The sequence below is a fragment of the Pseudomonas sp. TREG-RG-20F-10-E-6-01 genome (assembly GCF_022662455.1).
In the GTDB taxonomy this organism is placed as follows: domain Bacteria; phylum Pseudomonadota; class Gammaproteobacteria; order Pseudomonadales; family Pseudomonadaceae; genus Aquipseudomonas.
In genome coordinates this window covers 67,948-92,712 of the sequence record NZ_JAKNQP010000005.1, presented here as the reverse complement: position 1 = coordinate 92,712, position 24,765 = coordinate 67,948, and the positions used below count along the sequence as shown (strand labels likewise).

18 protein-coding genes are annotated in these 24,765 nt (G+C 60.5%); 5 read left to right on the top strand and 13 right to left on the bottom strand.

All coding sequences use genetic code 11. From position 1 onward, the window contains the following. Nucleotides 1–70: 70 nt before the first annotated feature. The 5 genes from L8K08_RS16630 to hutC all read right to left on the bottom strand — a co-directional run bounded on the left by L8K08_RS16630 (nucleotide 71) and on the right by hutC (nucleotide 6,167). The gene (locus tag L8K08_RS16630) at nucleotides 71–1,036 is read right to left on the bottom strand and encodes an ABC transporter substrate-binding protein (RefSeq protein WP_242198755.1); all 966 of its coding nucleotides are present in this window, start codon (nucleotides 1,034–1,036) and stop codon (nucleotides 71–73) included. 69 nt (nucleotides 1,037–1,105) lie between these two features. Continuing rightward, nucleotides 1,106–2,563 carry a cytosine permease gene (locus L8K08_RS16625; RefSeq protein ID WP_145159918.1) on the bottom strand — a complete coding sequence of 486 codons (1,458 nt, stop codon included), beginning with the start codon at nucleotides 2,561–2,563 and terminating at the stop codon, nucleotides 1,106–1,108. Nucleotides 2,564–2,755: 192 nt separating this feature from the next. Further along, nucleotides 2,756–4,426, bottom strand: coding sequence for a urocanate hydratase (hutU, locus tag L8K08_RS16620; protein WP_094949334.1), 1,671 nt, complete (start codon nucleotides 4,424–4,426; stop codon nucleotides 2,756–2,758). A 404-nt stretch (nucleotides 4,427–4,830) separates the two neighbouring features. After that, nucleotides 4,831–5,391 (bottom strand): HutD family protein, encoded by a 561-nt coding sequence (locus L8K08_RS16615; RefSeq protein WP_145159916.1) that lies wholly within the window; start codon nucleotides 5,389–5,391, stop codon nucleotides 4,831–4,833. Beyond that, nucleotides 5,388–6,167 (bottom strand): histidine utilization repressor, encoded by a 780-nt coding sequence (gene hutC / locus L8K08_RS16610; protein ID WP_169875674.1) that lies wholly within the window; start codon nucleotides 6,165–6,167, stop codon nucleotides 5,388–5,390. Before hutC ends, L8K08_RS16615 begins: the two co-directional genes overlap by 4 nt. A gap of 78 nt (nucleotides 6,168–6,245) precedes the next feature. Between hutC and L8K08_RS16605 the strand changes: the two genes are divergently transcribed. Next, nucleotides 6,246–7,610 (top strand): formimidoylglutamate deiminase, encoded by a 1,365-nt coding sequence (locus L8K08_RS16605; protein ID WP_242198752.1) that lies wholly within the window; start codon nucleotides 6,246–6,248, stop codon nucleotides 7,608–7,610. Between the two features lie 127 nt (nucleotides 7,611–7,737). Here L8K08_RS16605 and L8K08_RS16600 read toward each other — a convergent pair whose 3' ends face one another. The 6 genes from L8K08_RS16600 to L8K08_RS16575 all read right to left on the bottom strand — a co-directional run bounded on the left by L8K08_RS16600 (nucleotide 7,738) and on the right by L8K08_RS16575 (nucleotide 17,359). Next, entirely contained in the window at nucleotides 7,738–8,307 is a 570-nt protein-coding gene (locus tag L8K08_RS16600) for a lipocalin family protein (protein WP_145159912.1), read from the bottom strand. A 30-nt stretch (nucleotides 8,308–8,337) separates the two neighbouring features. Then, nucleotides 8,338–8,592, bottom strand: a complete 255-nt coding sequence (locus L8K08_RS16595) for a hypothetical protein (RefSeq protein ID WP_017849914.1) — start codon at nucleotides 8,590–8,592, stop codon at nucleotides 8,338–8,340. Nucleotides 8,593–8,768: 176 nt separating this feature from the next. Continuing rightward, nucleotides 8,769–9,779, bottom strand: a complete 1,011-nt coding sequence (locus tag L8K08_RS16590) for a class 1 fructose-bisphosphatase (protein WP_053253909.1) — start codon at nucleotides 9,777–9,779, stop codon at nucleotides 8,769–8,771. 96 nt (nucleotides 9,780–9,875) lie between these two features. Next, nucleotides 9,876–11,219 carry a DUF3999 domain-containing protein gene (locus L8K08_RS16585; RefSeq protein ID WP_242199122.1) on the bottom strand — a complete coding sequence of 448 codons (1,344 nt, stop codon included), beginning with the start codon at nucleotides 11,217–11,219 and terminating at the stop codon, nucleotides 9,876–9,878. After that, entirely contained in the window at nucleotides 11,219–14,737 is a 3,519-nt protein-coding gene (locus L8K08_RS16580) for a DUF2339 domain-containing protein (RefSeq protein WP_242198751.1), read from the bottom strand. The genes L8K08_RS16585 and L8K08_RS16580 overlap by 1 nt, the downstream gene beginning before the upstream one ends. Before the next feature lie 171 nt (nucleotides 14,738–14,908). Further along, the gene (locus L8K08_RS16575) at nucleotides 14,909–17,359 is read right to left on the bottom strand and encodes a glycogen/starch/alpha-glucan phosphorylase (RefSeq protein WP_145159908.1); all 2,451 of its coding nucleotides are present in this window, start codon (nucleotides 17,357–17,359) and stop codon (nucleotides 14,909–14,911) included. A 236-nt stretch (nucleotides 17,360–17,595) separates the two neighbouring features. Between L8K08_RS16575 and L8K08_RS16570 the strand changes: the two genes are divergently transcribed. Then, on the top strand, nucleotides 17,596–18,030 hold the full coding sequence (locus L8K08_RS16570; protein ID WP_242198749.1) for a YkgJ family cysteine cluster protein: 435 nt from the start codon (nucleotides 17,596–17,598) through the stop codon (nucleotides 18,028–18,030). A gap of 186 nt (nucleotides 18,031–18,216) precedes the next feature. Here L8K08_RS16570 and typA read toward each other — a convergent pair whose 3' ends face one another. Both typA and thiI read right to left on the bottom strand, forming a co-directional pair. Further along, complete coding sequence (typA, locus tag L8K08_RS16565; RefSeq protein ID WP_032890153.1) at nucleotides 18,217–20,037, bottom strand: translational GTPase TypA; 1,821 nt, start codon at nucleotides 20,035–20,037, stop codon at nucleotides 18,217–18,219. Nucleotides 20,038–20,176: 139 nt separating this feature from the next. Then, nucleotides 20,177–21,631, bottom strand: a complete 1,455-nt coding sequence (gene thiI / locus L8K08_RS16560; RefSeq protein WP_242198747.1) for a tRNA uracil 4-sulfurtransferase ThiI — start codon at nucleotides 21,629–21,631, stop codon at nucleotides 20,177–20,179. 334 nt (nucleotides 21,632–21,965) lie between these two features. Here thiI and glnA point away from each other — a divergent pair, with 334 nt between their 5' ends. The 3 genes from glnA (at nucleotide 21,966) to L8K08_RS16545 (ending at nucleotide 24,738) form a co-directional block, all read left to right on the top strand. After that, entirely contained in the window at nucleotides 21,966–23,372 is a 1,407-nt protein-coding gene (gene glnA, locus L8K08_RS16555) for a glutamate--ammonia ligase (protein WP_034117297.1), read from the top strand. A gap of 276 nt (nucleotides 23,373–23,648) precedes the next feature. Then, a complete protein-coding gene (locus L8K08_RS16550; RefSeq protein WP_242198745.1) occupies nucleotides 23,649–24,068 on the top strand; it encodes a cupin domain-containing protein in 420 nt (139 codons plus the stop codon). Nucleotides 24,069–24,195: 127 nt separating this feature from the next. Then, nucleotides 24,196–24,738, top strand: a complete 543-nt coding sequence (locus tag L8K08_RS16545; RefSeq protein ID WP_242198743.1) for a chorismate mutase — start codon at nucleotides 24,196–24,198, stop codon at nucleotides 24,736–24,738. The last annotated feature ends 27 nt before the right edge of the window (nucleotides 24,739–24,765 follow it).

Genomic DNA, 24,765 nt, shown 5'->3' with positions numbered 1-24,765 from the left:
CGTGCTCTCGATCCAGTGGGTTGTGGCCGGGTGTCCGACGAGCCCCTCAGGGTAGTCGGACACGCTTGACCTACAAGGCCGCGTCGATTTTCTTGGCTGCGTCGTCGCTCACCCATGCGTGCCAGACTTCAGGATGTTCCTTGAGGAAAATTTTCGCCAGTTTTGGCGACTCAATTCGCTCTTTGGCCATGCGGCCCAGGTTCTGGTTGAGCAAATCGATAGGCAGGTTGACCTTCTCCAGCACAGCCACCAGCTCTGGCGCTTGCTCGTGGAAGGTCTTGGACAAGCCGACCTTGATGCTCACGCTTTTATCCACACCGGGCTTTTCTTCCAGCTTGACCAGGTCGACCTGGCCCATCAGCGGCGTCGGCGACCAGTAGTAGAACAGGATCGGCTCGCCACGCTTGTAGCTCGACAGCACCGCCGCATCCAGCGCCGGGCCGGTGCCTGGGCGGAAGTTGGTGTAGGTGCTTTCCAGGCCGTAGCTTTTGAGCATTTCGCTGTTGTCCAGCTCACAGGTCCAGCCGGCCGGGCAGTTGTAGAAACGGCCTTTGGAAGGTTCTTCCGGGTCCTTGAACACCGAGGCGTATTTGGCCAGGTCAGCGATGTTTTTCAGGCCCGGCGCCTTGGGTTCCAACTTGCGCTTGGCGTCGCCTTCAATCACGTAACGCGGCACGTACCAACCTTCGACGGCACCGACAACGGGCGCGCCGACGCCGACGACTTTGCCGGCCTTCTCGGCCTTGTTCCAGACTTCGCTGCGGCCGACCCACTCTTCGGCAAACACTTGGATGTCGTTGCTGCTCAGGGCGTTTTCCATGGTGATGGAGTTACCCGGCAGGCTGTCGGTTTTGCAGTCGTAGCCTTTTTCCAGCACGGTTTGCAGGATGTCGGTGAGCAACATGCCGCTTTCCCAGTTCAGGCCTGCGAACTTCACAGGCTTGCCGGATTCGCACCAACCGGCCGCCTGTGCGCCAGCCGAGGCGAGCAAGCCTGCAGAGAGCAGCGTGGCCAGCAGGGTCTTATTCATTTTCATTGTTGTGACGCTCCCAATCTTGAAATGGATTACGGCAGTCAGTAGGCATCCTGCCCTGTCCACGTCCCATCAGGCTTGTGCGGCCAGCCCGTTTGTCGTTGGTATAGCGCCCTGCTCTACCGGCAGGATCAGGTGTTCAGGAATTGCGCTGTGCCACTTTTTCGCGGCCCAGTAATACAGCGCGGCGGGCACCACCAGGCCGATGATCCAGGAGATATCGGTGTCGCCAAGGCTGGCGACCAGTGGGCCGGTGTAAAAATGCGTGGAGATGAACGGCATCTGGATCAGCACGCCCAGCACGTAGATGCTGATGCCCATCCAGTTCCAGCGGCCGTAGCGACCATTGGGGTTGGACAGCGCCGGAATGTCGTAGCGCTCTTTGGTGATGCAGTAGAAGTCCACCAGGTTGATCGCGCTCCACGGCGTGAAAAACGCCAGCAGAAACAGGATGAACGCGGAGAAATCCTTGAGGAACGAGTCCTTGCCCAGCAACGCCAGCGCGGCGGCAATCGACACCATCAGGAAGATGTACAGCAGGCGTACCGCACTCGAAATGTGCCGGCTGCCACGAAAGCCGCTGATGATGGTCGCAATCGACATGAAGCTGCCGTAGGCATTGAGCGTGGTCACCGTGACCTTGCCGAAGGCGATGCTGAAATACAGCAGCGCCGCGACAATGCCGGTGCCGCCCAAGCCGACGATAAACGACACTTCGTGGTGGGCGAATTGCGCACCGGCCAGGGCCGCCGCGAACACACCGAACACCATCGACGCCTGCGCCCCGATCACCGAACCCAGGCCAACCGCCCAGAAGGTTTTCGATGCCTGCGTGCTGCGCGGCAAGTAGCGGGAGTAGTCCGCCACATACGGGCCGAACGCGATCTGCCAGGAAGCCGACAACGAAATCGCCAACAGAAAACTGCTCAGCGAAAAATGCTTGTTGCCCAGCAGCGCACCGACATCGTTACCGGCGAGCAATTTGTAGAACAGGTAGATGAAGGCAACCACGCCAAGCACGCTGGCGACGCGACCAATACCATGGATCACGCGGTACCCGAAGACGGTGAACACCATGATCAGCCCGGCGAACAACACGATGCCGACCCAGTCTTCGACGTGCAGCAGCTGCGCCACCGCCTGCCCCGCCAGCAGCGAACCGCTGGCCGAAAAACCGATGTACATCAGGCACACCAGCACCAGCGGGATCACCGCGCCATACACGCCAAACTGCACGCGGCTGGAAATCATCTGCGGCAAGCCCAGTTGCGGGCCTTGTGCCGCATGCAGCGCCATCACACCGCCGCCCAGCAGTTGACCGATCAACAGACCGATCAACGACCAGAACACATCACCGCCCAGCACCACGGCTAAGGCCCCGGTGACAATCGCAGTGATTTGCAGGTTGGCACCCAGCCACAGGGTGAACTGACTCAATAGACGACCGTGTCTTTCCGCTTCCGGGATGTAGTCGATCGAACGCCTTTCGATCAACGGGGTGGTGCTTGCACGTGCGTCATTTGCAGCCATGTGTGTTCAACCTCTGATGGATTGTTTTTCGGTGGTGCGGGTGAAACAGGTTTTGTGTAAACAGCAGGGCAAATGTGGGAGCTGGCTTGCCTGCGATGGCATCCCCTCGGTTCTGCTGAGAGACCGAGTCGCCCGCATCGCAGGCAAGCCAGCTCCCACACAAACCCACTCCCACCGGAACCTGGCCGTTCGTTACTTGATCATCGGCAGATTGAGGCCCTGTTCCTTGGCGCAGTCGATGGCGATCTGGTAACCGGCATCGGCGTGACGCATCACCCCGGTGGCCGGGTCGTTGTGCAGCACGCGGGCAATGCGCTCAGCCGCTTCGTCGGTGCCGTCGCAGACGATCACCATGCCCGAATGCTGCGAGAAGCCCATGCCCACGCCGCCGCCGTGGTGCAGCGACACCCAGGTTGCGCCGCTGGCGGTGTTGAGCAAGGCGTTGAGCAATGGCCAGTCGGACACGGCGTCGGAACCGTCCTGCATGGCTTCGGTTTCGCGGTTCGGGCTGGCAACCGAGCCGGAGTCGAGGTGGTCACGGCCGATTACTACCGGCGCGGACAGCTCGCCGCTGCGCACCATTTCGTTGAACGCCAGGCCGAGCTTGGCGCGCTGGCCCAGGCCAACCCAGCAGATCCGTGCTGGCAGGCCCTGGAAGCTGATGCGCTCGCGGGCCATGTCCAGCCAGTTGTGCAGGTGGGCGTCGTCGGGGATCAGCTCTTTGACTTTGGCGTCGGTCTTGTAGATGTCCTGCGGGTCGCCGGACAGTGCAGCCCAACGGAACGGGCCGATGCCACGGCAGAACAGTGGGCGGATGTAGGCCGGCACGAAACCTGGGAAGGCGAAGGCATCTTCCACGCCTTCTTCCTGGGCCATCTGGCGGATGTTGTTGCCGTAGTCGAAGGTCGGGATGCCTTGCTTCTGGAACTCGAGCATGGCTTTGACGTGCACGGCCATCGACTGCTTGGCGGCCTTGATTACAGCAGCCGGTTCAGTCTTGGCGCGAGCGCGGTATTCGTCCCAGGTCCAGCCGGCCGGCAGGTAGCCGTTGAGCGGGTCGTGGGCGCTGGTCTGGTCGGTGACCATGTCCGGGCGCACGCCGCGCTTGACCAGTTCCGGCAGGATTTCCGCCGCGTTACCCAGCAAGGCGATGGAGATGGCCTTGCCTTCCTTGGTGTATTTGGCGATGCGGGCCAGGGCGTCGTCGAGGTCGGTGGCTTGCTCGTCGACATAGCGGCTGCTCAGGCGGAAGTCGATGCTGACCTGCTGGCACTCGATGTTCAGCGAGCAGGCGCCGGCCAGGGTTGCCGCCAACGGCTGCGCGCCGCCCATGCCGCCGAGGCCGGCGGTGAGGACCCAGCGGCCGGTCAGGTCGCTGTTGTAATGCTGGCGACCGGCTTCGACGAAGGTTTCGTAAGTGCCTTGGACGATGCCCTGGCTGCCGATGTAGATCCAGCTGCCGGCGGTCATCTGGCCGTACATGGCCAGGCCCTTGGCATCCAGCTCGTTAAAGTGCTCCCAGCTGGCCCAGTGCGGCACCAGGTTGGAGTTGGCGATCAGCACGCGCGGCGCGTTGCTGTGGGTCTTGAACACGCCGACCGGCTTGCCGGATTGCACCAGCAGGGTCTCGTCGTCATTCAGGTTGGTGAGGCTTTCGACGATCTGGTCGTAGCACTCCCAGTTGCGCGCTGCACGGCCGATACCGCCGTACACCACCAATTCTTTCGGGTTCTCGGCCACTTGCGGGTCGAGGTTGTTCATCAGCATGCGCAGCGGCGCTTCAGTCAGCCAGCTTTTGGCGGTGAGCTTGTTACCGCGAGCGGCACGGATTTCGACGTCACGGTACTTTGTAGGCTTGGTCACAACAGACTCCTCGGCGATCGATGCGCGAACATTGATGGTGCGAAGGAGAGTCTTACGCACACATCTTTACTTGTACATACAAGCATATGCAATCAAGCGGCCAACTTTGCGGGTGAGTTGTTGGGATTTTTTTGGAAGGCGTGTGTAAGCCTTGAAAATTAAGGCTTGGAGGTTTGGTGAAATTTCTTACAGAGGCGGTTTTTTGCGAGGGAGATTGTTCACAGCAACGCGGCATTGCGCCACGTTGGGGCGTTCGGTAACAAATTGGTGCGGGACTGGAAACAGATTCTGTGAGCGCCACAGAAGCAAATGTGGGAGGGGGCTTGCCCCCGATTGCGGTGTATCAGCCAGCCCATCGGGTACTGATACACCTTAATCGGGGGCAAGCCCCCTCCCACATTTTTTTAACCGCGTGCGGTCAGTTCGATAATGCAGCAGCGGCCACTGACCGAGAGGTCCAACAGGCCAGTGTTACCGTCCACCTGCAGACAATCGTGATGCCCCAGCTTCTGGTCCAGCACCTTCACTTCATCCGCCACGCTGAACACCAGTACCGTCTGCGCCGTCGTGAAAAACCGCTGCACGCCATCAATCCACTGAAAGCGCGCCTGATAACGCTGCGGCGAATAAATCAGGTTGAAATCGCGGATCGGCCCGGTGATCAAGCGGCACGAAACCTCGCTTTCACCGCTGAACGCAAAGGGCTGCAGCGGCAACAAACCACGCTGCTCTTCGCCATCCACGGTCAGGACCATGCCTGCACCCTTGATCACGGTGATCACACGCTGGTAGCCGGCGAAGGTGGAAAACCCACCCGACTCGGCGATATCGGCAATCGACAGGCGCCAGCCGAAGCCATCCAGGCCGGTGCCAGCGTCACGGGTAATTTCTTCGGTGCTGCCGCCGCCGTTCTTCCACGGCATGCGGATGTAATCGGTGGCGCGCCAGACTTTCACTGCACTCATTTACTGAAACGTCCTTCCAGGCTATGGCGGGAACCGGGGTGGATCAAACGCGCGGCGGTCACCGGCTGGCGACCGGACCAGGTACGCCGACGAATCAACAGGCACGGCTCGCTCGGCTCGATCTGCAGCAGCTTGCACTCCTCGGCATCGGCGAGGATCGCTTCAACCACGTGTTCGCCTTCGGTCAGCGGTGCAACCTGGTTGAGGTAGGCATATGGCGTTTGCTGGGTGAAATCCTGCTGCAAGTAATCCGGCGCGACCAGGGCATTGACGAAACGGTCTTCGATTTGCACCGGAATGTCGTTTTCAAAGTGCACGATCAGCGAGTGGAACACCCGCCCGCCTTCGCGCATTTCCAGGGCGACGGCGCGCTCGGAGCCTGCGGCCTCTTCGCACAAGTGGATGACCTGGCAGGTATGTCGATGACCGCGTGAGGCGATCTCATCGGCAATGTTGTGCACTTCAAACAGCGCCGACTGGCTCTTGGGTTCGGCGACAAACGTGCCGACGCCTTGCATGCGCACCAGCAACCCTTCGGCGGTGAGTTCGCGCAGGGCGCGGTTGATGGTCATGCGGCTGAAGCCCAGCTGGCTGACCAGCTCGCTCTCGGACGGCACGCGGTAATGCGGCGGCCAGTTGCCGTTGAGGATCTGCTGGCTGATCATCTGTTTGACGCGGGCATACAAGGGCGCCGGACTTTCGTCCATGTGGGCAGCCAGCGAAGACTTGGCAGGCGGAGTCGGCACAGGGAATCCTTGCAGGGGGAAAAGATGCATAGATTGCCGGAGTTTACCGAGCAGGCAAACGTCTGTATATGTATATACAAATAAACACACGACCGGGGTGCCTTGATCATGTCCGCTTTCTTTGCCGAACGCGCGCTGCTGCCTAATGGATGGGCCAACGATGTACGCTTTGAAGTCAGCGCCGATGGCGTGCTGACCCACGTTGAGCCCAACGCCAGTGCAGACGGCGCCGAACGGCTCAGAGGCCCGGTGTTGGCGGGCATGCCGAACCTGCATTCGCATGCATTCCAGCGCGCCATGGCGGGCCTGGCGGAAGTGGCCGGCAACCCGAATGATAGCTTCTGGACCTGGCGCGATCTGATGTACCGCATGGTCGGCAAGATCAACCCGGACCAACTCCAGATCATCGCGCGCCAGCTGTATATCGAGATGCTCAAGGCTGGTTACACCTCGGTGGCCGAATTTCACTACGTGCATCACGACGTCAGCGGCCAGCCGTATGCCGACCGCACGGAGCTGTCGCGGCAGATCAGCCAGGCGGCCGCCAGCAGCGGGATTGGCCTGACGCTGGTGCCGGTGCTCTACAGCCATTCCGGGTTTGGCGGCCAGGCGCCGAATGAGGGCCAGCGGCGGTTTATCAACAGCACCGAGAACTACCTGGACCTGCAAGCGCGCTTGAAGCCAATCCTTGCCGCGCAACCGGCGCAGCAGTTGGGCCTGTGCTTCCACTCCTTGCGCGCCGTCACGCCGCACCAAATCAATGACGTCCTGGCTGCCAGCGACAAGACGTGCCCGGTGCATATCCACATCGCCGAGCAGCAAAAAGAGGTCGACGACTGCCTGGCCTGGAGCGGCAAGCGCCCGTTGCAATGGCTGTATGACAATGTCGAGGTGGATGAACGCTGGTGCCTGGTGCACGCCACGCATGCTGATGCCGACGAAGTGGCGCGCATGGCCAAGAGCCGCGCGATTGCCGGTCTGTGCCTGACCACCGAAGCCAACCTGGGCGACGGGATTTTCCCCGCAGTCGATTTCCTCGCTCAAGGCGGGCGCATGGGCATCGGTTCCGACAGCCATGTGTCGTTGAGTGTGGTGGAAGAATTACGTTGGCTGGAATACGGCCAGCGCCTGCGCGATCAACGGCGCAACCGCTTGTACCGCAGTGATCAACCGATGGTCGGCCGCACGCTGTTTGATGCCGCGCTGGACGGCGGCGCCCAGGCGCTGGGCCTGCCGATTGGTCGGTTTGACGTGGGTAAACGCGCGGATTGGATAGTGCTGGACGGCAGCGATCCGTACCTGGCAACGGCATCCGAGGACGGGATTCTCAATCGCTGGCTGTTCGCCGGCGGTGATCGGCAAGTGCGCGATGTGCTGGTCAACGGCAAGTGGGTGGTGCGCGATGGCCGCCATGCCGGTGAAGAAGAAAGCAGCCGGGCATTCACGCAGGTATTGAGGGACTTGCTCGGCTAACCAACGACCCATAACAAATGTGGGAGCTGGCTTGCCTGCGATGCAGACACCTCGGTGTATCAGTTACACCGGGGTGATGCTATCGCAGGCAAACCAGCTCCCACATTAGATTGAGGGTGACCTCAGATTACTGCGAGGTTTTGGCCATCTGCTTGTCCGACGTACGCCAGATCAATCGCGTGGTGTCATACCCTTGCTGGCGCGCCCTGCTCAGCAGGTCTTCGCGGGTGTCGGCGTTCACCGTCGGCGTACGTGACAATATCCACATGTAACGCCGGCTTGGGCTGCCGACGATGGCGGTCTTGTAGTCATCGCTGACATACAGCACCCAGTAATCGCCCTTGGCGACGCCCGGCAGCAGCGCCGTGAACCAGTTATTGAATTCCACCCAAAGCTTGTCGGTCTTGCCCGGCACTTGCGGCGTGGCCGTGCCCTTGGCTTCTTCCCACTTCCATTCAGGCGTCAGGCAGCGGTTGAACACCGACATGTCGCCATCGGGCAGCAGCGTGTAGCGGGCTTCGGACTGCGCGCAGTTGCGCTGGAAGTACATGGGCAATCGGGCCAACTCATACCAGGTGCCCTGGTAACGCTTGAGGTTGACGTTGCTTGCTGTCTTGGGTTGCAGATCATCGCCAGAATGGCTGGCGCAGCCTGCCAAAAACAGGCTGGCACAAAGGCAAAAAACAAAACGCATCATTCTTCTTCTCCCGCAGGCTCGCGCCCCGGTTTACTTCAGGCCTTGCCCGGAAAACATCAAAACTTTGTCACCGGCATATTGAACGCTGATAAAGCTGTTTTTATCGCCCCAGGTGCAACTGGACATGCCCAGTGCGCCAGAACAATCGGTCGGTTTGCCCAGCAGCGACTCCACCTCAGCCTTGGCCATGCCAGCCGACAACTTCGCGTAATTTTCTTGGTTGACCTTGCTGCAAGCGGCCAATAGCACGCAAAAAGCCAGCAGGGCGAGACGGCGTAACGACATGGAAAAACTCCTGGAGGGACGAAGCAGCTTGGGTATCTGCCAGAAGCTTAGAAGGGAAAAGAGGTGTCTGGTTCCCGATGAGCAAAAACAAAAAAGCCCCGAAAACGCTGAAACGTTTCGGGGCTTTTTCAACAGTGAACAGCCTCACAACATCGCGGATAAGTTATCGCCGCGTCTTACTTCTTGTGGTAACCGGTCACGCGCTCAACTTCTTCTTTGGAGCCCAGGAACACCGCCACGCGCTGGTGCAGGCCTTCGGGCTGGATGTCGAGGATGCGCTGGTGGCCGTCGGTGGACGCGCCGCCCGCTTGCTCAACCAGGAAGGACATCGGGTTGGCTTCGTACATCAAACGCAGCTTGCCAGGCTTGGACGGCTCGCGGCTGTCACGCGGGTACATGAACAAGCCACCACGGGTCAGGATACGGTGCACGTCAGCCACCATCGCGGCGACCCAGCGCATGTTGAAGTTCTTCTTCAACGGGCCTTCCTCACCTGCCATCAACTCGCCGACGTAGCGAGTCACCGGCTCTTCCCAGTGGCGCTGGTTGGACATGTTGATCGCAAATTCCTGGGTAGAGGCAGGAATAGTGATGTCTTCGTGAGTCAGCACGAAGCTGCCCATTTCACGGTCCAGGGTGAAGCCTTTGACGCCGTCGCCCAGGGTCAGCACCAGCATGGTCTGTGGGCCGTAGATCGCGTAGCCGGCAGCCACTTGCTCAGTGCCTGGCTGCAGGAAGGCCTTTTCGTTCAGGGCTTCGTTCTGGCTCAGGTATTCGTTCGGGCAACGCAGTACCGAGAAGATGGTGCCGACCGGCGCGTTGATGTCGATGTTGGACGAACCGTCCAGTGGATCGAACACCAGCAGGTAGGCGCCTTTCGGGTATTTGCCCGGGATCTGGTAGGCATTGTCCATTTCTTCGGACGCCATGCCGGCCAGGTGACCACCCCATTCGTTGGCTTCGAGCAGGATCTCGTTGGAGATCACGTCGAGCTTCTTCTGCACTTCGCCTTGGACGTTTTCAGTGCCCATGCTGCCCAGAACACCACCCAGTGCGCCTTTGGACACGGCGTGGCTGATTTCCTTGCAAGCACGCGCCACCACTTCGATAAGGAAGCGCAGATCGGCAGGCGTGTTGTTGCTGCGGGTCTGCTCGATCAAATAGCGACTCAGGGTAACGCGGGACATGTAAGGCTCCGGAGAATGGGGGGCTTAAAAACCCGCGCAGTTTAACGCGAGTCGAGGGTTATTTCCTCTAATCAGAGGATTTAACGCCAATAGAGTTCACGGTTTGGCCGCAGGCGCACGCAACAAACTGTAGGCCATCGCCCCCAGCGCCGCCACACCCAACAGGAGCACGGCCCACAGGCCGAGTTTCTTCCAGTCGGTGCCCACTTCGGGCGATGCGGCAACGCTGGCGCTTTTAACCACTGCGTCACCGCTGACCCTGGCCTGGCCCAGCGTCTTGAGGCGCTCGGCGCTGTAGTCGGGAATCAAGGTCGACAAGGGCAGGTTTGCCGCCTTGACCGCGCCATTGCCCAACGCCAAGGTAAATGGCGGCTCACCCCGCGCCAGAAATACCAACTGCGTGGCGCGCACGGCAAAACGCAGGGCTGGCGCCTCAACGCCCAGGCCGCCGCCGCGCTCATCCACCTGCAATTTAAGCTCGCCGACGGCCACTCCCGGCAGTTGCAACTCATCCTGCACCACGTCCTGGCCATTCTGAGTCAGGCGGTACAACACGCCATTGCTCAGCGGCTGCCAAGCTTGATTGGCGTCACGGCGCCCCGCCAAGGTGACGGGCGCCAGCGTGTTCGGCTGCTTGAGCTCGATGCGCAGACGCTCGACATGCAGCCCCGTCGGCAACTGCCAGCTGTACTCCCCCGCCTTGAGCCGCGCGCCCGACAATGGCTGCGACCACACCAATGGCATCGGCAGGCTGCTGCTGGTGGCGCTCACCAGCTTGGCCGAGGTCAGCGTCGGCGCGACCTGGCCCTGCCACACCAGGCGCAGGTAACGCGCCGGTTGCCCCGGCAAACTTACCTCGTGTTGCTCGACACGCTCGTCGGCAAACGACAGACGTGCCACCTGGCCATCGCCCCACGACTCCCAGTGCTGCAAGTCGTCGCTGACCTCAATGCTGAAACGCTGGAAGCCGTCCTGTTCGCGGCTCCAGTCCAGGCTCAGTTGCTGCAACGGCGCCTTGATCGCACTGGCGTCCAGCACCCAGCCGCGCAGCACTTGCTTGCCCGACTTGGACGGGCGCACTTCGAGCAGCGTGCCTTCGGCCGTGGATTTCATCACCACATCCGGCACGCTTTCGCGCGTGTCGGCGGCGTACAGCGGAAACCACTTCACGTCGGTCACAGTGCGGCTTTCAGTGCGTTGCGCAGATTGGCGTGACAGCGCGTAGGCCTGCGGCTCACCGGCGGCATTGAACACGCGCACATCGCCGAGATCCGCCTGACGCGCGCTCAGTTGCACAGACAGCGGCAACTCCAGGCGATACCAAGGGCCGCTGCCACTCACCGCCAGCGGCACTTGCGTGGTGAAGTCGGCAGGCGTTTCCAGCGCCCACACCGACGACGTCATACACACGCCCACCGCGATCACGCTCAACTTACCGATCAAGAGGATGCTCCTTCAGTTTCCAACACAGGTTCGGCACGCTTGGGCGGCAGCGGCGCGAAGTAACCCACCACCAGCAGCAACCCACCCACGCCGATAAACGACACGATCCGCGCCAGCCCGCCACGGTTGCTCAGCTCGACGAAGAACAGCTTGGCGACCACCACCGCGATCAGCGCCGCACCGATCAACCACACTTCGCGGCGATGGCGCAGATGGCCGCCGATCATCAGCCCGAGGGCGATCAGGGTCCAGACAATCGACAGGCCGGCCTGAACCAGCATCGACTCCAGCAACGCCTCCGGATGGAACGGCACGCCCGCCCAATGGTGGGCAGCGCGCATCACCAGGGCCGTGAAAAAGGCAAACAGCGAAACCCCCGCGACACCTTGGGCGATCAGCTCGGCACGTGGACCGCGCTGCGGCGCTACGCTGCGCGACCACAGGTAAATACCCAGCAACGCGAACAGCAGGCCCAGGTCCAGGGGGCTGAGCAGCGGCACATACGGCAGCGGTTTGGCCGTACCGTCGCTGAAGATATTGGCCAACCAGAACCAGCCGAGCATCAACACCGCCAGCGGCAACGCGGCGAGCACACGGTATTCACTCGGATACGCCGACACCGGCCATGGCCAGCGGCGCGGCGCAGCCGCCAACACGAGGTACAGACTTGGCAGGATCGCCCAACCCAGCCAGCGCCAGGCGTTGTATTCGCTCGACAGCAGCAACAGGCCGTAACGCAGCTCCAGCGCCAGCACGCCGATCAGCATCCAGCAGCCGAGTACGTGAGCGATGCTCAGCACGTTGCTCGGCACCACCGCCGCCAAACGCCGTAGCGAAATGAAATGCACCACAAACACTGCCAACCAGGCCAGCCAGCCGTACTGCGCTGCCGGGTGGTAGTAGTCATCGGCTGAGGCCAGCAACACCACGCCCGCCGCCGGCATCAGCAAGGCGCATAACATGCCCAGCGACGCCCAGCGCAAACGTTCGGCCAGCAGCGCCCAGATCGCCACGCTCACCGCCGCGATGCCGAGCAAAAATGGCCCTTGCAACGCCTGCAGGATAAATCGCAACACTTCACCGATCAGCGCCAGCGTCCACCAGGCCGCGCCCCACACCAGCAGCAGGTCAGACAGGCGTTGCAGTTTCAACACGGCAAACACCGGCGCATGCGGCTCACGCTGCAAGCGCCAGGCGCCGACCAAGGCAGCCAGGCCCAACACCATTGGCGTCCAGAAACCGCTGTGCGCCAAGGGGTGCAAGCCTTCGCTGCTCAACGGCCCAAGCAGCTGTGGCACCGCCAACAGGAACGAAGCGCCGCCGATCAGTTGCAGCAGCAACCCGAACACGAAGCTAACACGCTGTTGCAGGTAAAGGCTCAGCCAGATAATCAGCAAACCGCTGGCTGCCCAGACGCCGCTGGCGCTTTCCCACGGCAGCACGAACAGCACCGCGAGGTTGATCAGGACCAGACCGGCTAGCAGCACCACCGACAGACCGCGCAACAGGCCTACGTCGCTGCGCACCTTGTCGTCGCGCACGGCCATCAGCATGCCGCCGACCAACGCCAGGCCGATCAGCGAGGCGGTCAACAAACCGCTCCAGCCCGCACTGAATACCGCCGCCCCGTTACCGCCCTGCAAGCGCAACAGGAACAACGCGCCACCGAGCAATTGCACGCCAAACGCGGTGAACAGGAAGGTGCGCGAGCCGATGCGCAGGCCGACAAACAACGTCACAAGACCCGCGATTGCCCAACTGATGGCGGTGCCTTGGGTCAGCAGCAGCAACGGTGCAAGCAGGTACAAAAAGCTCAGGCCCAGGCTCGCCAGCACGGGCAGGCCTTTGCGCTCCCAATCCGCCGCCTGCTCGGTCGACGCCTTGCGCAACTGATTAAAGCTGAACAACAGCGCCGCACCCAGCAACAGCGCGCCCAATGGCGCACCGTCGAGCAAGGTCAGTTCGCCTACGCGCAGTTCGCTGAGGAACGCCAGCGCCGAGCCCAATTGCAGCAACAGGCCGAACGCGCGCGCCAATGGCCGCTGCTGACGCAAGCCAAGCCAGAAAATCCCCGCGCCCTCCACCGCCCACGCCGCAGCCGTCCAGCGTGCGTCGAGGCCCAGTGGAATCGCCAAACTGGCAAAGATCACGCCCAACGCCAGGCAGGTTTCCGCCAGCAACAACGCCCGCCCGCCACGCAGCCATTGCGCCAGCCCCATGTAGAGGATGCCAAGGCCCAGCGCACTGAATGCGGCGGCAAATTCCAGGTGCTGCACCAGCGCGAACTGCAAACCAAAGCCCACCAACGGGGGGCCGAACAGCATGCTGCCATCGACGTAATCACCCTTGGCCGCCGACCAGCGCAGCAGCGCACCCCGGCTGTCGTCTTCGGGTGCGTCGCTCATCTCAAGCAGTTTACGCCGGGCGAACAACAGGCCGATGGCCAGGTACATCAGGAAAAACACGATCAGGAACGGCTCGGTGCTCCACAGCAGTTCCGGTGTGTAGGAACGCATGCCCCAAGCGAAACCAATACCGAAGGTGCCGACAAAACCGATCAGGTTGAGCAAGCGCCAGGCCTTGAACCAGGCGATGGCGAGGATGCCGGCGTTGAGCAATGCGAAATAGCTGAACAACGCCACGTGATTGCCGGCGCCGGTTGACGTGAGAATCGGCGCGGCAAAGCCACCCAACGCCGCTGCGCACGCGAGGCCGAGGGCATCCTGGGTGATCGCCAGGATCGCCGAGAACACCGTGACCGCCACCAGCAGGCCCAGCGCGGCGCCCGGGTCGATCAACGGGTGCAAACGCATCGCGGCGAACACCGTCAGGTACAACACGGCGATGCCGGTGCCTTGCAGCATCAGGCCGTAATTGCTGTTACGCAGCCGCAACCACCACCCCAGGCCCAACAGGCCGATGGCGGCAGCGGCAACCCCGGCGTAACGCAACTCGATCGGCACCACCACGCCTTCGGTGGCATAGCGCAGCAAAAAGGCCAGGCCCAGGAACAACAACACCACGCCAACGCGCAGCACGGTGTTACCGCCAAACAGCCAATTGCGTGCGCCACTGATGGCGCGCTCGATCAGGTTGGGGCCGCGGGCAATAGCAGGCTCTTTAGGTTCTGGCGTCGGCGCTGGGGCCCAGACGTCATCCGGCAGCGGCTGGCTCGCCTCGGCAACCACGGCGACAGGCGCCAGTTCGGCGGGCAGCTCCCAGACAAGTTCGGGCTTTGCAACGACAGGAGGAGGTTCAGGCACGGAGGGTTCGACAATCACGCTGTTCGTCGGCGCGGGCACCTCCAGTTGCCGCAGGCGCTCACCCAGCGCAATCAGCGCCTTTTGCGTGGTTTCCAACTGACGCGCCTGCTGGTCCGCTTGCGCCGACAGCTTCGCCAGGCGGATGGCCTGGCCAATGCCCAAGCCCAGCAGCGCACCGATACCCGCATCACTGAACGACTCATCGAGTGTCCAGCCGAGCACCAGGCCAATCAGCATGAAAATCCATTGCATGGTTGATATCCCTAAGCAGCCCGAGGCGGGCAAACCGGGGCCTAGTATATCGACGCAGGGCCAATGTGGGAGGGGGCTTGCCCCCGATAGCGGTGTGCCAGTCGACATATCTGCAAACCGGCAATTCGCTATCGGGGGCAAGCCCCCTCCCACATTTTTGTATTGCGGTGATTAGTCGAGCGCTTTCCAGATTTCGGTCGCGTACTCCCTGATGGTGCGGTCGGACGAGAACCAGCCCATCCGCGCCGTATTCAGCACCGCCGAGCGCCACCACGCTTTGGAGTCATGCCAATGCGCTTCGACCCGCGCCTGGGCGTCCCAGTAGGAATCGAAGTCGGCACATACCAGGAAGCGGTCGTAATCGATCAGCCCGTCGATCAAGCCCACATAGCGGCCGGGATCATCCGGCGAGAACACCCCGCCCCGAATCGCTTGCAACACGTCGTTGAGACGATGGGAAACAGCAATTTCCGGCCCCGCGTTGAATTCGCCAGCGTGCTTGCGGGCTTCGACCTGCTGAGCACTGAGGCCGAAAATGAACATGTGATCGGCGCCTACGCGCTCGTGCATCTCCACGTTGGCGCCGTCCATGGTGCCGATGGTCAGCGCGCCGTTGAGGCCGAACTTCATGTTGCTGGTGCCCGAGGCTTCAAAGCCGGCCGTGGAGATCTGCTCCGACAAATCCGCCGCCGGAATGATGCTTTCCGCCAGGCTGACGTTGTAGTTGGGCAGGAACACCACCTTGAGCAAACCGCGCACGGTCGGGTCGTTGTTCACGGTACGGGCGATGTCGTTGGTCAACTTGATGATCAACTTGGCCTGGTGGTAACTCGCCGCTGCCTTGCCGGCGAAGATCTTCACCCGTGGCACCCAGTCGGTGCCCGGCTCGGCGCGGATCGCCTGGTACAACGCCACGGTGTGCAGCAGGTTGAGCAGCTGGCGTTTGTACTCGTGGATGCGTTTGACCTGCACGTCGAACATCGCCGCCGGGTTCACTGAAATACCCAGGCGCTCATGGATGATCTCGGCCAGTGCACGCTTGCTGTGCAGGCGCTGATCGGCAAAGGCTTTGCGGAAGGATTGCTTCTCGGCGAAGGTTTCCAGCTCCGTCAGGCGCGTTTCCATGGTGTCGAGAATGTCCGGGCCCAGCGCGTCCACCAGCATATCGGTGAGCTTGGGGTTGGCCTGGTACAGCCAGCGGCGGAAGGTAATGCCGTTGGTTTTATTGTTGATGCGCTCCGGGTACAGCTTGTGCAGCTCGGAGAACACCGTGCTGCGCATCAGCTGGGTGTGCAGGCCCGACACGCCGTTGACGCTGTGGGAGCCGAGGAACGCCAGGTTACCCATGCGCACGCGGCGGCCGTTGTCTTCTTCGATCAGCGACACGGCGCGCAGCACGTCGAAGTCGTGAATGCCTTTGGCCCGTAGCGAGTCGATGTGCTGGGCGTTGATCAGGTAGATGATCTGCATGTGCCGCGGCAGCATGCGTTCCATCAAACCTACAGGCCAGGTTTCCAGCGCTTCGGGCAGCAAGGTGTGGTTGGTGTAGGAAAGGGTTTCAACCGTCACGTCCCACGCCGCTTCCCACGGAATGTCATGCAGGTCGACCAGTTGGCGCATCAGCTCGGCGACGGCAATCGAGGGGTGCGTGTCGTTGAGCTGGATGGCGGCGTGTTCGCCCAGGCTCAATACCGAGCCGTGCATATTTTTGTGGCGGCGCAGCAGATCCTGCAGCGAGGCAGAGACGAAGAAGTATTCCTGGCGCAGACGCAGTTCCTGCCCTGCTTCGGTGCTGTCGGCCGGGTAAAGCACACGGGAGATGCTTTCGGCGCGGGCGACTTCGGCGACGGCGCCCAAGTGGTCACCCGCGTTGAAACGCTCCAGGTGCAAGTCTTCCACGGCGCGTGCACGCCACAGGCGCAGGGTGTTGACGCTGGCGCCGCGCCAGCCGACGACGGGGGTGTCATAAGCCACCGCGCGCACGGTTTCATTCGGCGACCACACTTGGATCATCTTGCCGGAAGCGTCCGCCAGGGTTTCGACGCTGCCGCCAAAACCGATGGGGTAAATCACCTCGGCCCGTTCGAATTCCCACGGGTTGCCAAAGTCCAGCCAGCGCTCGGTCTGCTCCTGTTGCCAGCCATCGACGATCGCCTGGCGAAACAAACCGTGCTCGTAACGAATGCCATAACCGTGGCCGGCAATGCCCAGGGTCGACATGCTTTCCATAAAGCAGGCGGCCAGGCGGCCCAGGCCACCGTTGCCAAGCGCCGCGTCGGGCTCCAGCAGGCGGATGCGCTCCAGGTCCACACCGAGTTCGGACAGCGCTTCGCGCGCGATCTCCAGCACGCCGAGGTTGCTCAGGCTGTCGTAGAGCAAACGGCCAATAAGAAATTCCAGGGAAAGGTAATAAACCCGCTTCTGGCCTTTGCGGTAAATGCGCCGCGTGTGGTCCATCCAGTGATCGACCATCTGGTCGCGGGCGGCCAGGGCAATGGCTTCGAACCAGTCGTGGTCGAAGGCGTGGTCGGGGTCCTTGCCCACCGCGTAGGTGAGTTTGGTCAAGACAGCATCGCGGAATGCGGCTACCTCTGCTTCTCGTGCAAGCGGTTCCTGAGACATCGGTGCGACCTCGGGCGAGATTGAAGGAGTTGCTAGAGCCTAGTCGGTCTGACAGACGGTAGACGCTCTGGTTCGGCAGTATTTTTACTCATTCACCTTTGCGGGAAATTGATGCAGGGGTCGTGCCCAATCGGTGCTTGAGCAGCCTTCGGGCTGAAAACCACAAAATATTGTTCAAAAAACCATCAATCCCGGTATGATCGCGCGCCCGGATACAGCCCCACCTTGGAACCCTGATGAAGCCTCAACTGATCGCCGCCGCGGAACTCGACCGTCTCGAGACCTGGCAGAAATATTCCGCCCACATGTGCGGTGGCTGCGTGTCCAGCTGCTGCACGCTGCCGGTTGAGGTGAAGATCAAGGACCTGATCCGCATTGGCATCGTCGATGAATTCGAGCGCGGCGACCCGCCCAAGAACATCGCCAAGCGCTTGCAGAAAGAAGGCATCGTCGAGCGTTTCAATTCCAAATCCGAGATTTTTACCTTGCAGCGCATGAGCAACAACGATTGCCTGTACCTGGATCGTAAAACGCGCTTCTGCACTATTTATGACAAGCGTCCGGATACGTGCCGCAACCACCCCAAAATCGGGGCGCGGCCGGGGTACTGCGCGTATAAGCCCAAGGAAGTGGTGCGCGAGACCAAGTTCAAGACGCTCGATAAGTTCTGATCCGGGTTTTTGTGGGGTTTCTAAGGCCCCATCGGGGGCCAGCCCCCTCCCACATTGGAACGCATTTCAAAGGTGGGAGGGGGCTTGCCCCCGATAGGGCCGGTACAGCCACCACAAAAATTGCAGGCACAAAAAAACGCCCCCGGCCTTTCGACCGGGGGCGTTTTTCATTCAGCCTGAGTTAACTCAGTTCTTGGCTTTCTTGGCAGCGCGGGTACGCTCGCCTTCGTCCAGGATCTTCTTACGCAGGCGGATCGACTTAGGCGTGACTTCGCACAGCTCGTCGTCCTGGATGAATTCCAGGGCCTGTTCCAGGGTGAAGCGAACAGGTGGAACCAGAGCGATGGTTTCGTCTTTACCCGAAGCACGCATGTTGTCGAGCTTCTTGCCTTTGGTTGGGTTGACGCCCATGTCGTTGTCACGGCTGTTCAGACCAACGATCTGACCGTTGTAGATCTCTTGACCGTGTTCAACGAACAGCTTGCCACGCGCCTGCAGAGTTTCCAGGGAGTAGGTCAGTGCCTTGCCGGTTTCTACCGATACCAGAACACCGTTCTGACGGCCGGACATGTCGCCGGACTTCATGGTGTCGTAGCGATCGAAGATCGAGGTCAGGATGCCAGCACCGTTGGTCAGGGTCAGGAACTGGTTACGGAAACCGATCAGACCACGAGCAGGGATGTTGTATTCCAGACGTACACGGCCTTTGCCATCCGGCACCATGTTGGTCAGGTCGCCCTTACGCAGGCCCATCTCTTCCATGACCTTGCCCTGGGATTCTTCAGGGGTGTCGATGGTGACGTTTTCGAACGGTTCCTGCTTCACGCCGTCAACTTGACGGATGATCACTTCTGGACGACCAACGCCCATTTCGAAGCCTTCGCGACGCATGGTTTCGATCAGTACCGAGAGGTGCAGCTCACCACGGCCGGAAACCTTGAACTTGTCAGCCGAGTCGCCTTCTTCAACGCGCAGTGCAACGTTGTACAGCAGCTCTTTGTCCAGACGTTCCTTGATGTTACGGGACGTCACGAACTTGCCTTCTTTACCGCAGAAAGGCGAGTCGTTTACCTGGAAGGTCATGGAAACGGTTGGCTCGTCAACGGTCAGAGGCTTCATCGCCTCGACGTTGTCCGGCTGGCACAGGGTGTCGGAGATGAACAGAGAGTCCATACCGCTCACGCACACGATGTCACCGGCAAACGCTTCTTCAACGTCGATACGGTGCAGACCGTGGTGACCCATCAGCTTCAGGATACGGCCGTTGCGTTTCTTGCCGTCGGCGCCGATGGCGACAACCGGGGTGTTCGGCTTGACGCTGCCACGAGCGATACGGCCAACACCGATAACACCCAGGAAGCTGTTGTAGTCCAGTGCCGAGATTTGCATCTGGAACGGACCGTCACGGTCAACTTTTGGCGCCGGTACGTTGTCGACGATCGACTGGTACAGCGGGGTCATGTCTTCAGCCATGTCGGTGTGTTCCAGACCGGCAATGCCGTTCAGGGCCGAGGCGTAGACGACTTTGAAGTCCAGCTGTTCTTCGGTAGCACCCAGGTTGTCGAACAGGTCGAAGATCTGGTCCAGAACCCAGTCCGGACGCGCGCCTGGACGGTCAACCTTGTTGATGCACACGATCGGACGCAGGCCGGCTTCAAACGCCTTCTTGGTCACGAAACGGGTTTGCGGCATAGGGCCGTCTTGAGCGTCAACCAGCAGCAGAACGGAGTCAACCATCGACATTACACGTTCAACTTCGCCGCCGAAGTCGGCGTGGCCCGGGGTGTCCACGATGTTGATGTGGTAGCCGTTCCAGTTGATAGCGGTGTTTTTAGCCAGGATGGTAATACCGCGCTCTTTTTCCTGGTCGTTGGAGTCCATCACGCGCTCGTCGTTGAGCTCGTTGCGCTCCAGGGTGCCGGATTGACGCAGGAGTTTGTCTACCAGGGTGGTTTTACCATGGTCAACGTGAGCAATGATGGCGATGTTACGTAGATTTTCGATCACTTGTGTATCTCGATCAGAGGATTCGGTGTGCTGACAGGTCGTGGCAGCGATTAACAGTAGAGTCAGGCCTTGCCGTTACAGCTTGACGGCAGAGTCGGGGGGCCGGTGACGCAGGCCACAGGCAAACAGCCCCGGGCTCTTAGCTCGGTCGATAAACGCGCACATTGGCATGCCCCTCACTGAGCAAATGGTGGGCATGCAGGCGACTCATCACGCCTTTGTCGCAATACAGCAGGTACTGACGGCTGTTATCCAGTTCCTTGAAACGCGCGTTCAATGCGTAGAACGGCAGCGTTTGCACGTCGATGCCAGCGATTTCCAGCGGCTCATCTTCGGCGGCATCCGGATGACGGATGTCGACGACAATCTGGCCGGCCAGGACTTCGCTGACTTCTTCGATTTGCACATCCTGGCCCAGTTCGTCGATGACGCGATCGATCGGGACCATTTTAGCGTTCTCGAGCGCACGCTCCAGAATCGCCATGTCGAACTGTTGTTCTTCGTACTCCACGCGGTTGCGCTTGGCGTGGGTCTTGGGGTTCACCGAGATGACCCCGCAATATTCAGGCATGTGTTTGGCAAACGCCGCCGTGCCGATTTCTTCGGCCTGGTCGATGATGTCCTGCTTGTGACTGGCGATGAGCGGGCGCAGCACCAGCTTCTCGGTCACGCAGTCGATCAGCGACAGGTTCGGCAGCGTCTGGCTGGAGACCTGGGAAATCGCTTCACCGGTCACCAGCGCGTCGATCTGCAGCTGATCGGCAATCCGCGACGCAGCGCGCAACATCATACGCTTCAATACTACGCCCATATGACTGTTATCGACTTTGCCGAGAATTTCGCCCAGCACTTCCTCAAACGGCACGCTTACGAATAGCACGCGCTGGGAGCTGCCGTACTTCTTCCAGATAAAGTGCGCGACTTCCATCACGCCCAATTCGTGTGCACGCCCGCCCAGGTTAAAGAAGCAGAAGTGGCTCATCAGGCCGCGGCGCATGATCTGGTAGGCCGCCACCGTGGAATCGAAACCGCCGGACATCAGTACCAGGGTCTGTTCCAGGGCACCCAGCGGGTAGCCGCCGATGCTGTTGTGCTGGCTGTGGATCACAAACAACCGTTGGTCGCGAATTTCCATGCGCACTTCAATTTGCGGCGCTTTCAGGGAAATTCCGGCAGCGCCGCACTCGCGACGCAGCTTGCTGCCGACGAATTTCTCGACGTCCATGGAGCTGAAGGTGTGCTTGCCGGCGCGCTTGCAGCGCACCGAAAAAATCTTGCCTTCAAGCTCGCTACCGTAGTGCTGCTTGCACTTTTCGGTGATGTCGTCGAAGTCGCCCAGCGGGTACTCATCCACCTGCAGGAAATGCGCGATGCCCGGCATGCAGCTCAGGCGCTCAGTCATGTCCTTCAAGGCTTTGGCGTCGGTGACACGGGTTTCCAGCTCGAGGTTGTCCCACACGCCGTTCACCACCACAGCCGGGTCCAGGTCACGGAGCACGGCACGGATGTTCTTGGCCAACTGACGGATGAAACGCGTCCGTACCGGTCGGCTTTTGATGGTGATCTCGGGGAACACTTTAACGATTAATTTCATGGAAACAGCGCGCGCCGGGCCTGCTGAAAAAGGGGGGCGCGGATTATAGCGGAAATCGCTCAAGGTTTAACCAGTTAATATGCATCAGACACAACGCGCACCAAAACGGGTCATTTGCGCAAATTAGCGCTACATTGCAGTGCGTTATTTATTGCGCTTCAGCGGATTGCACCTTTATAGGGGCCATTTTGAGGCAAAAAGGCCATGTTGGCGCACTGGCATGCAATTTGCTCTCTTGTGAGGCAGGTTGCCTTGGTCGAGTATTCGCGCCGGCATCACCCACATTCTAAGGGCTAACTCCACTACCCCAGCCCGAAGCCACCCGGAGGACACCATGTCGAAGTCGGTTCAACTCATCAAAGATCATGACGTTAAATGGATTGATCTGCGCTTCACGGACACTAAAGGTACTCAGCACCACGTGACCATGCCGGCTCGCGACGCGCTGGATGATGCTTTCTTCGAAGAAGGCAAAATGTTCGACGGTTCCTCCATTGCTGGCTGGAAAGGCATCGAAGCCTCCGACATGATCCTGATGCCGGACGACAGCACTGCCGTTCTCGACCCGTTCACCGAAGACCCAACCCTGATCATCGTCTGCGACGTGATCGAGCCTTCGACCATGCAAGGCTACGACCGCGACCCACGTGCGATCGCCAAGCGTGCCGAGGAATACCTGAAGTCGACCGGTATCGGCGACACCGTATTCGTAGGCCCAGAGCCAGAATTCTTCATCTTTGATTCGGTCAAGTTCAAGTCCGACATCTCCGGCTCCATGTTCAAAATCTTCTCTGAACAAGGTTCGTGGATGTCCGACCAGGACATCGAAGGCGGCAACAAAGGCCACCGTCCAGGCATCAAAGGTGGCTACTTCCCGGTTCCGCCATTCGACCACGACCACGAAATCCGTACCTCCATGTGCAACGCCATGGAAGAAATGGGCCTGGTCATCGAAGTTCACCACCACGAAGTGGCGACTGCCGGCCAGAACGAAATCGGCGTGAAGTTCAACACCCTGGTTGCCAAGGCTGACGAAGTTCAGACCCTCAAGTACTGCGTACACAACGTGGCTGATGCCTACGGCCGTACCGCTACTTTCATGCCTAAGCCGCTGTACGGCGATAACGGCTCGGGTATGCACGTTCACCTGTCCATCGCTAAAGAAGGCAAAAACACCTTCGCTGGCGAAGGTTATGCCGGCCTGTCCGACACTGCCCTGTACTTCATCGGCGGTATCATCAAGCACGGTAAGGCCCTGAACGGCTTCACCAACCCGTCGACCAACTCCTACAAGCGTCTGGTCCCAGGTTTCGAAGCACCTGTAATGCTGGCTTACTCGGCGCGTAACCGTTCCGCCTCGATCCGTATTCCTTACGTGTCCAGCCCTCGCGCTCGCCGTATCGAAGCACGCTTCCCGGACCCAGCAGCCAACCCGTACCTGGCCTTCGCTGCCCTGGTCATGGCCGGCCTGGACGGTATCCAGAACAAGATCCACCCAGGCGACGCCGCCGACAAAAACTTGTACGACCTGCCGCCTGAAGAGGCCAAAGAGATCCCACAAGTGTGCGGCAGCCTGAAAGAAGCCCTGGAAGAGCTGGACAAGGGCCGTGCGTTCCTGACCAAAGGCGGCGTATTCAGCGACGACTTCATCGATGCCTACATCGAGCTGAAAAGCGAAGAAGAAATCAAAGTACGCACCTTCGTACACCCACTGGAATACGAGCTGTACTACAGCTGCTGATCCGGTAGCGCCGCTTAAAGCGGCGTGACAAAAAAGGCCTCCTTCGGGAGGCCTTTTTTTATGCCTGAAAATATCGAAGCTACCCGCGCGGCGTGGAAGACGGCCGCCGTGGGTACCCGTCAAAGCCATCGTGTTTCTGGCGGCGTTGCGACACCTGCCACGCCCACCTCTTACACCACACCGGCAGATAACTGCGCAGACTCACCGCCTCGCCCGACATCCATCCCGATCTAACGCCCGTAGCCTGAGGCACTACTCTGCTCAATGGATCAAATCATGTACAACCGCTCGCTCGCGCTCATCGCCTGCCTGTTCCTGCACGGCTGTGGCACCCCACCCAAAGCCCCTGCGCCGATCGAAAGGCAAATCCTGCTGCAAAGCAGCGCATCCTGGGACGGTACGCCTTATACCGGCTACCCCCAAAGCGCCCCGGAGCTGACGCTGTTGAAGCTCAAGATTGCGCCACACACCACCCTCGCCTGGCACACACACCCGATGCCCAATGCGGCTTACATACTCAGCGGCGAACTCACGGTGCAAAGCCGCGACAGCGGGCACGCCCGGGTTTTCAGACAAGGGCAAACACTCGCCGAGATGGTCAACATCGTCCATCGAGGCGTCACAGGGGATACACCGGTGGAGTTACTGGTGTTTTATGCCGGCAGCCTCGGCATGCCGCTCTCCCACACCGATTGATGCTGCCCGGCGCCAATAACTGCAAAGCAACGGCGCGCAAAAAATCTCATGCGTGCCGCGCGCCTTCAATAATTACGCGTTATCGTTGGCGACCTTCGAACACGCTCGTGCCTACAGGGGACCGCCTTTGAAACATCGACTCGTACTTGCCTTGCTGTTCGCCAGCGCCACCGCCACCGCCACTGCCGCGCCGCCGACACTCGAACCGCTGCTCAACAGCATCGCCGAGCGCCTGACCATCGCCGACCAGGTCGCACTGAGCAAATGGGACAGCCACAAAGCCGTGGAAGATCGCCCTCGCGAACAGGCTGTGATCGCCAGCGCGAGAGCCCAGGCCCCCGACTACAAAGTCTCGCCCGAGGCGGCGGAGCAGTTTTTCTCCGCGCAGATAGAGGCGAATAAACTGGTGCAATACACCCGACTGTCCGACTGGCAGTTTAAAGGCAAGGCGCCCGATACGCCGCGCCCGGACCTGACCGGCAAGATTCGCCCTCAACTGGACCAACTGCAAAAGCGCATGCTGCAACAATTAGCCGACTTCGGCCCCGAGCGCAGCAACCCGCAGTGCCCGCACTGGGTAGCCCTGGCCGTGCACGAACCGCTTAACGATCCCTTGGTGCAGATCGCAATGACCCGCGCCACGGCCGAGTTGTGCGTCTACACGCCTTGAAGGATAAGGGCCTGCTTCATTGAAGGC

Excerpts from the sequence above, each read along its gene's own strand:
- L8K08_RS16600 (WP_145159912.1), bottom strand. The coding sequence starts at position 8,307 with ATGATGCGTTTTGTTTTTTGCCTTTGTGCCAGCCTGTTTTTGGCAGGC.
- glnA (WP_034117297.1), top strand. The coding sequence starts at position 21,966 with ATGTCGAAGTCGGTTCAACTCATCAAAGATCATGACGTTAAATGGATT.
- L8K08_RS16550 (WP_242198745.1), top strand. The coding sequence starts at position 23,649 with ATGTACAACCGCTCGCTCGCGCTCATCGCCTGCCTGTTCCTGCACGGC.
- hutC (WP_169875674.1), bottom strand. The coding sequence starts at position 6,167 with ATGCATCTTTTCCCCCTGCAAGGATTCCCTGTGCCGACTCCGCCTGCC.
- L8K08_RS16580 (WP_242198751.1), bottom strand. The coding sequence starts at position 14,737 with ATGCAATGGATTTTCATGCTGATTGGCCTGGTGCTCGGCTGGACACTC.
- L8K08_RS16575 (WP_145159908.1), bottom strand. The coding sequence starts at position 17,359 with ATGTCTCAGGAACCGCTTGCACGAGAAGCAGAGGTAGCCGCATTCCGC.
- thiI (WP_242198747.1), bottom strand. The coding sequence starts at position 21,631 with ATGAAATTAATCGTTAAAGTGTTCCCCGAGATCACCATCAAAAGCCGA.
- L8K08_RS16590 (WP_053253909.1), bottom strand. The coding sequence starts at position 9,779 with ATGTCCCGCGTTACCCTGAGTCGCTATTTGATCGAGCAGACCCGCAGC.
- L8K08_RS16605 (WP_242198752.1), top strand. The coding sequence starts at position 6,246 with ATGTCCGCTTTCTTTGCCGAACGCGCGCTGCTGCCTAATGGATGGGCC.
- L8K08_RS16595 (WP_017849914.1), bottom strand. The coding sequence starts at position 8,592 with ATGTCGTTACGCCGTCTCGCCCTGCTGGCTTTTTGCGTGCTATTGGCC.
- L8K08_RS16570 (WP_242198749.1), top strand. The coding sequence starts at position 17,596 with ATGAAGCCTCAACTGATCGCCGCCGCGGAACTCGACCGTCTCGAGACC.
- L8K08_RS16615 (WP_145159916.1), bottom strand. The coding sequence starts at position 5,391 with ATGAGTGCAGTGAAAGTCTGGCGCGCCACCGATTACATCCGCATGCCG.
- L8K08_RS16630 (WP_242198755.1), bottom strand. The coding sequence starts at position 1,036 with ATGAAAATGAATAAGACCCTGCTGGCCACGCTGCTCTCTGCAGGCTTG.
- L8K08_RS16625 (WP_145159918.1), bottom strand. The coding sequence starts at position 2,563 with ATGGCTGCAAATGACGCACGTGCAAGCACCACCCCGTTGATCGAAAGG.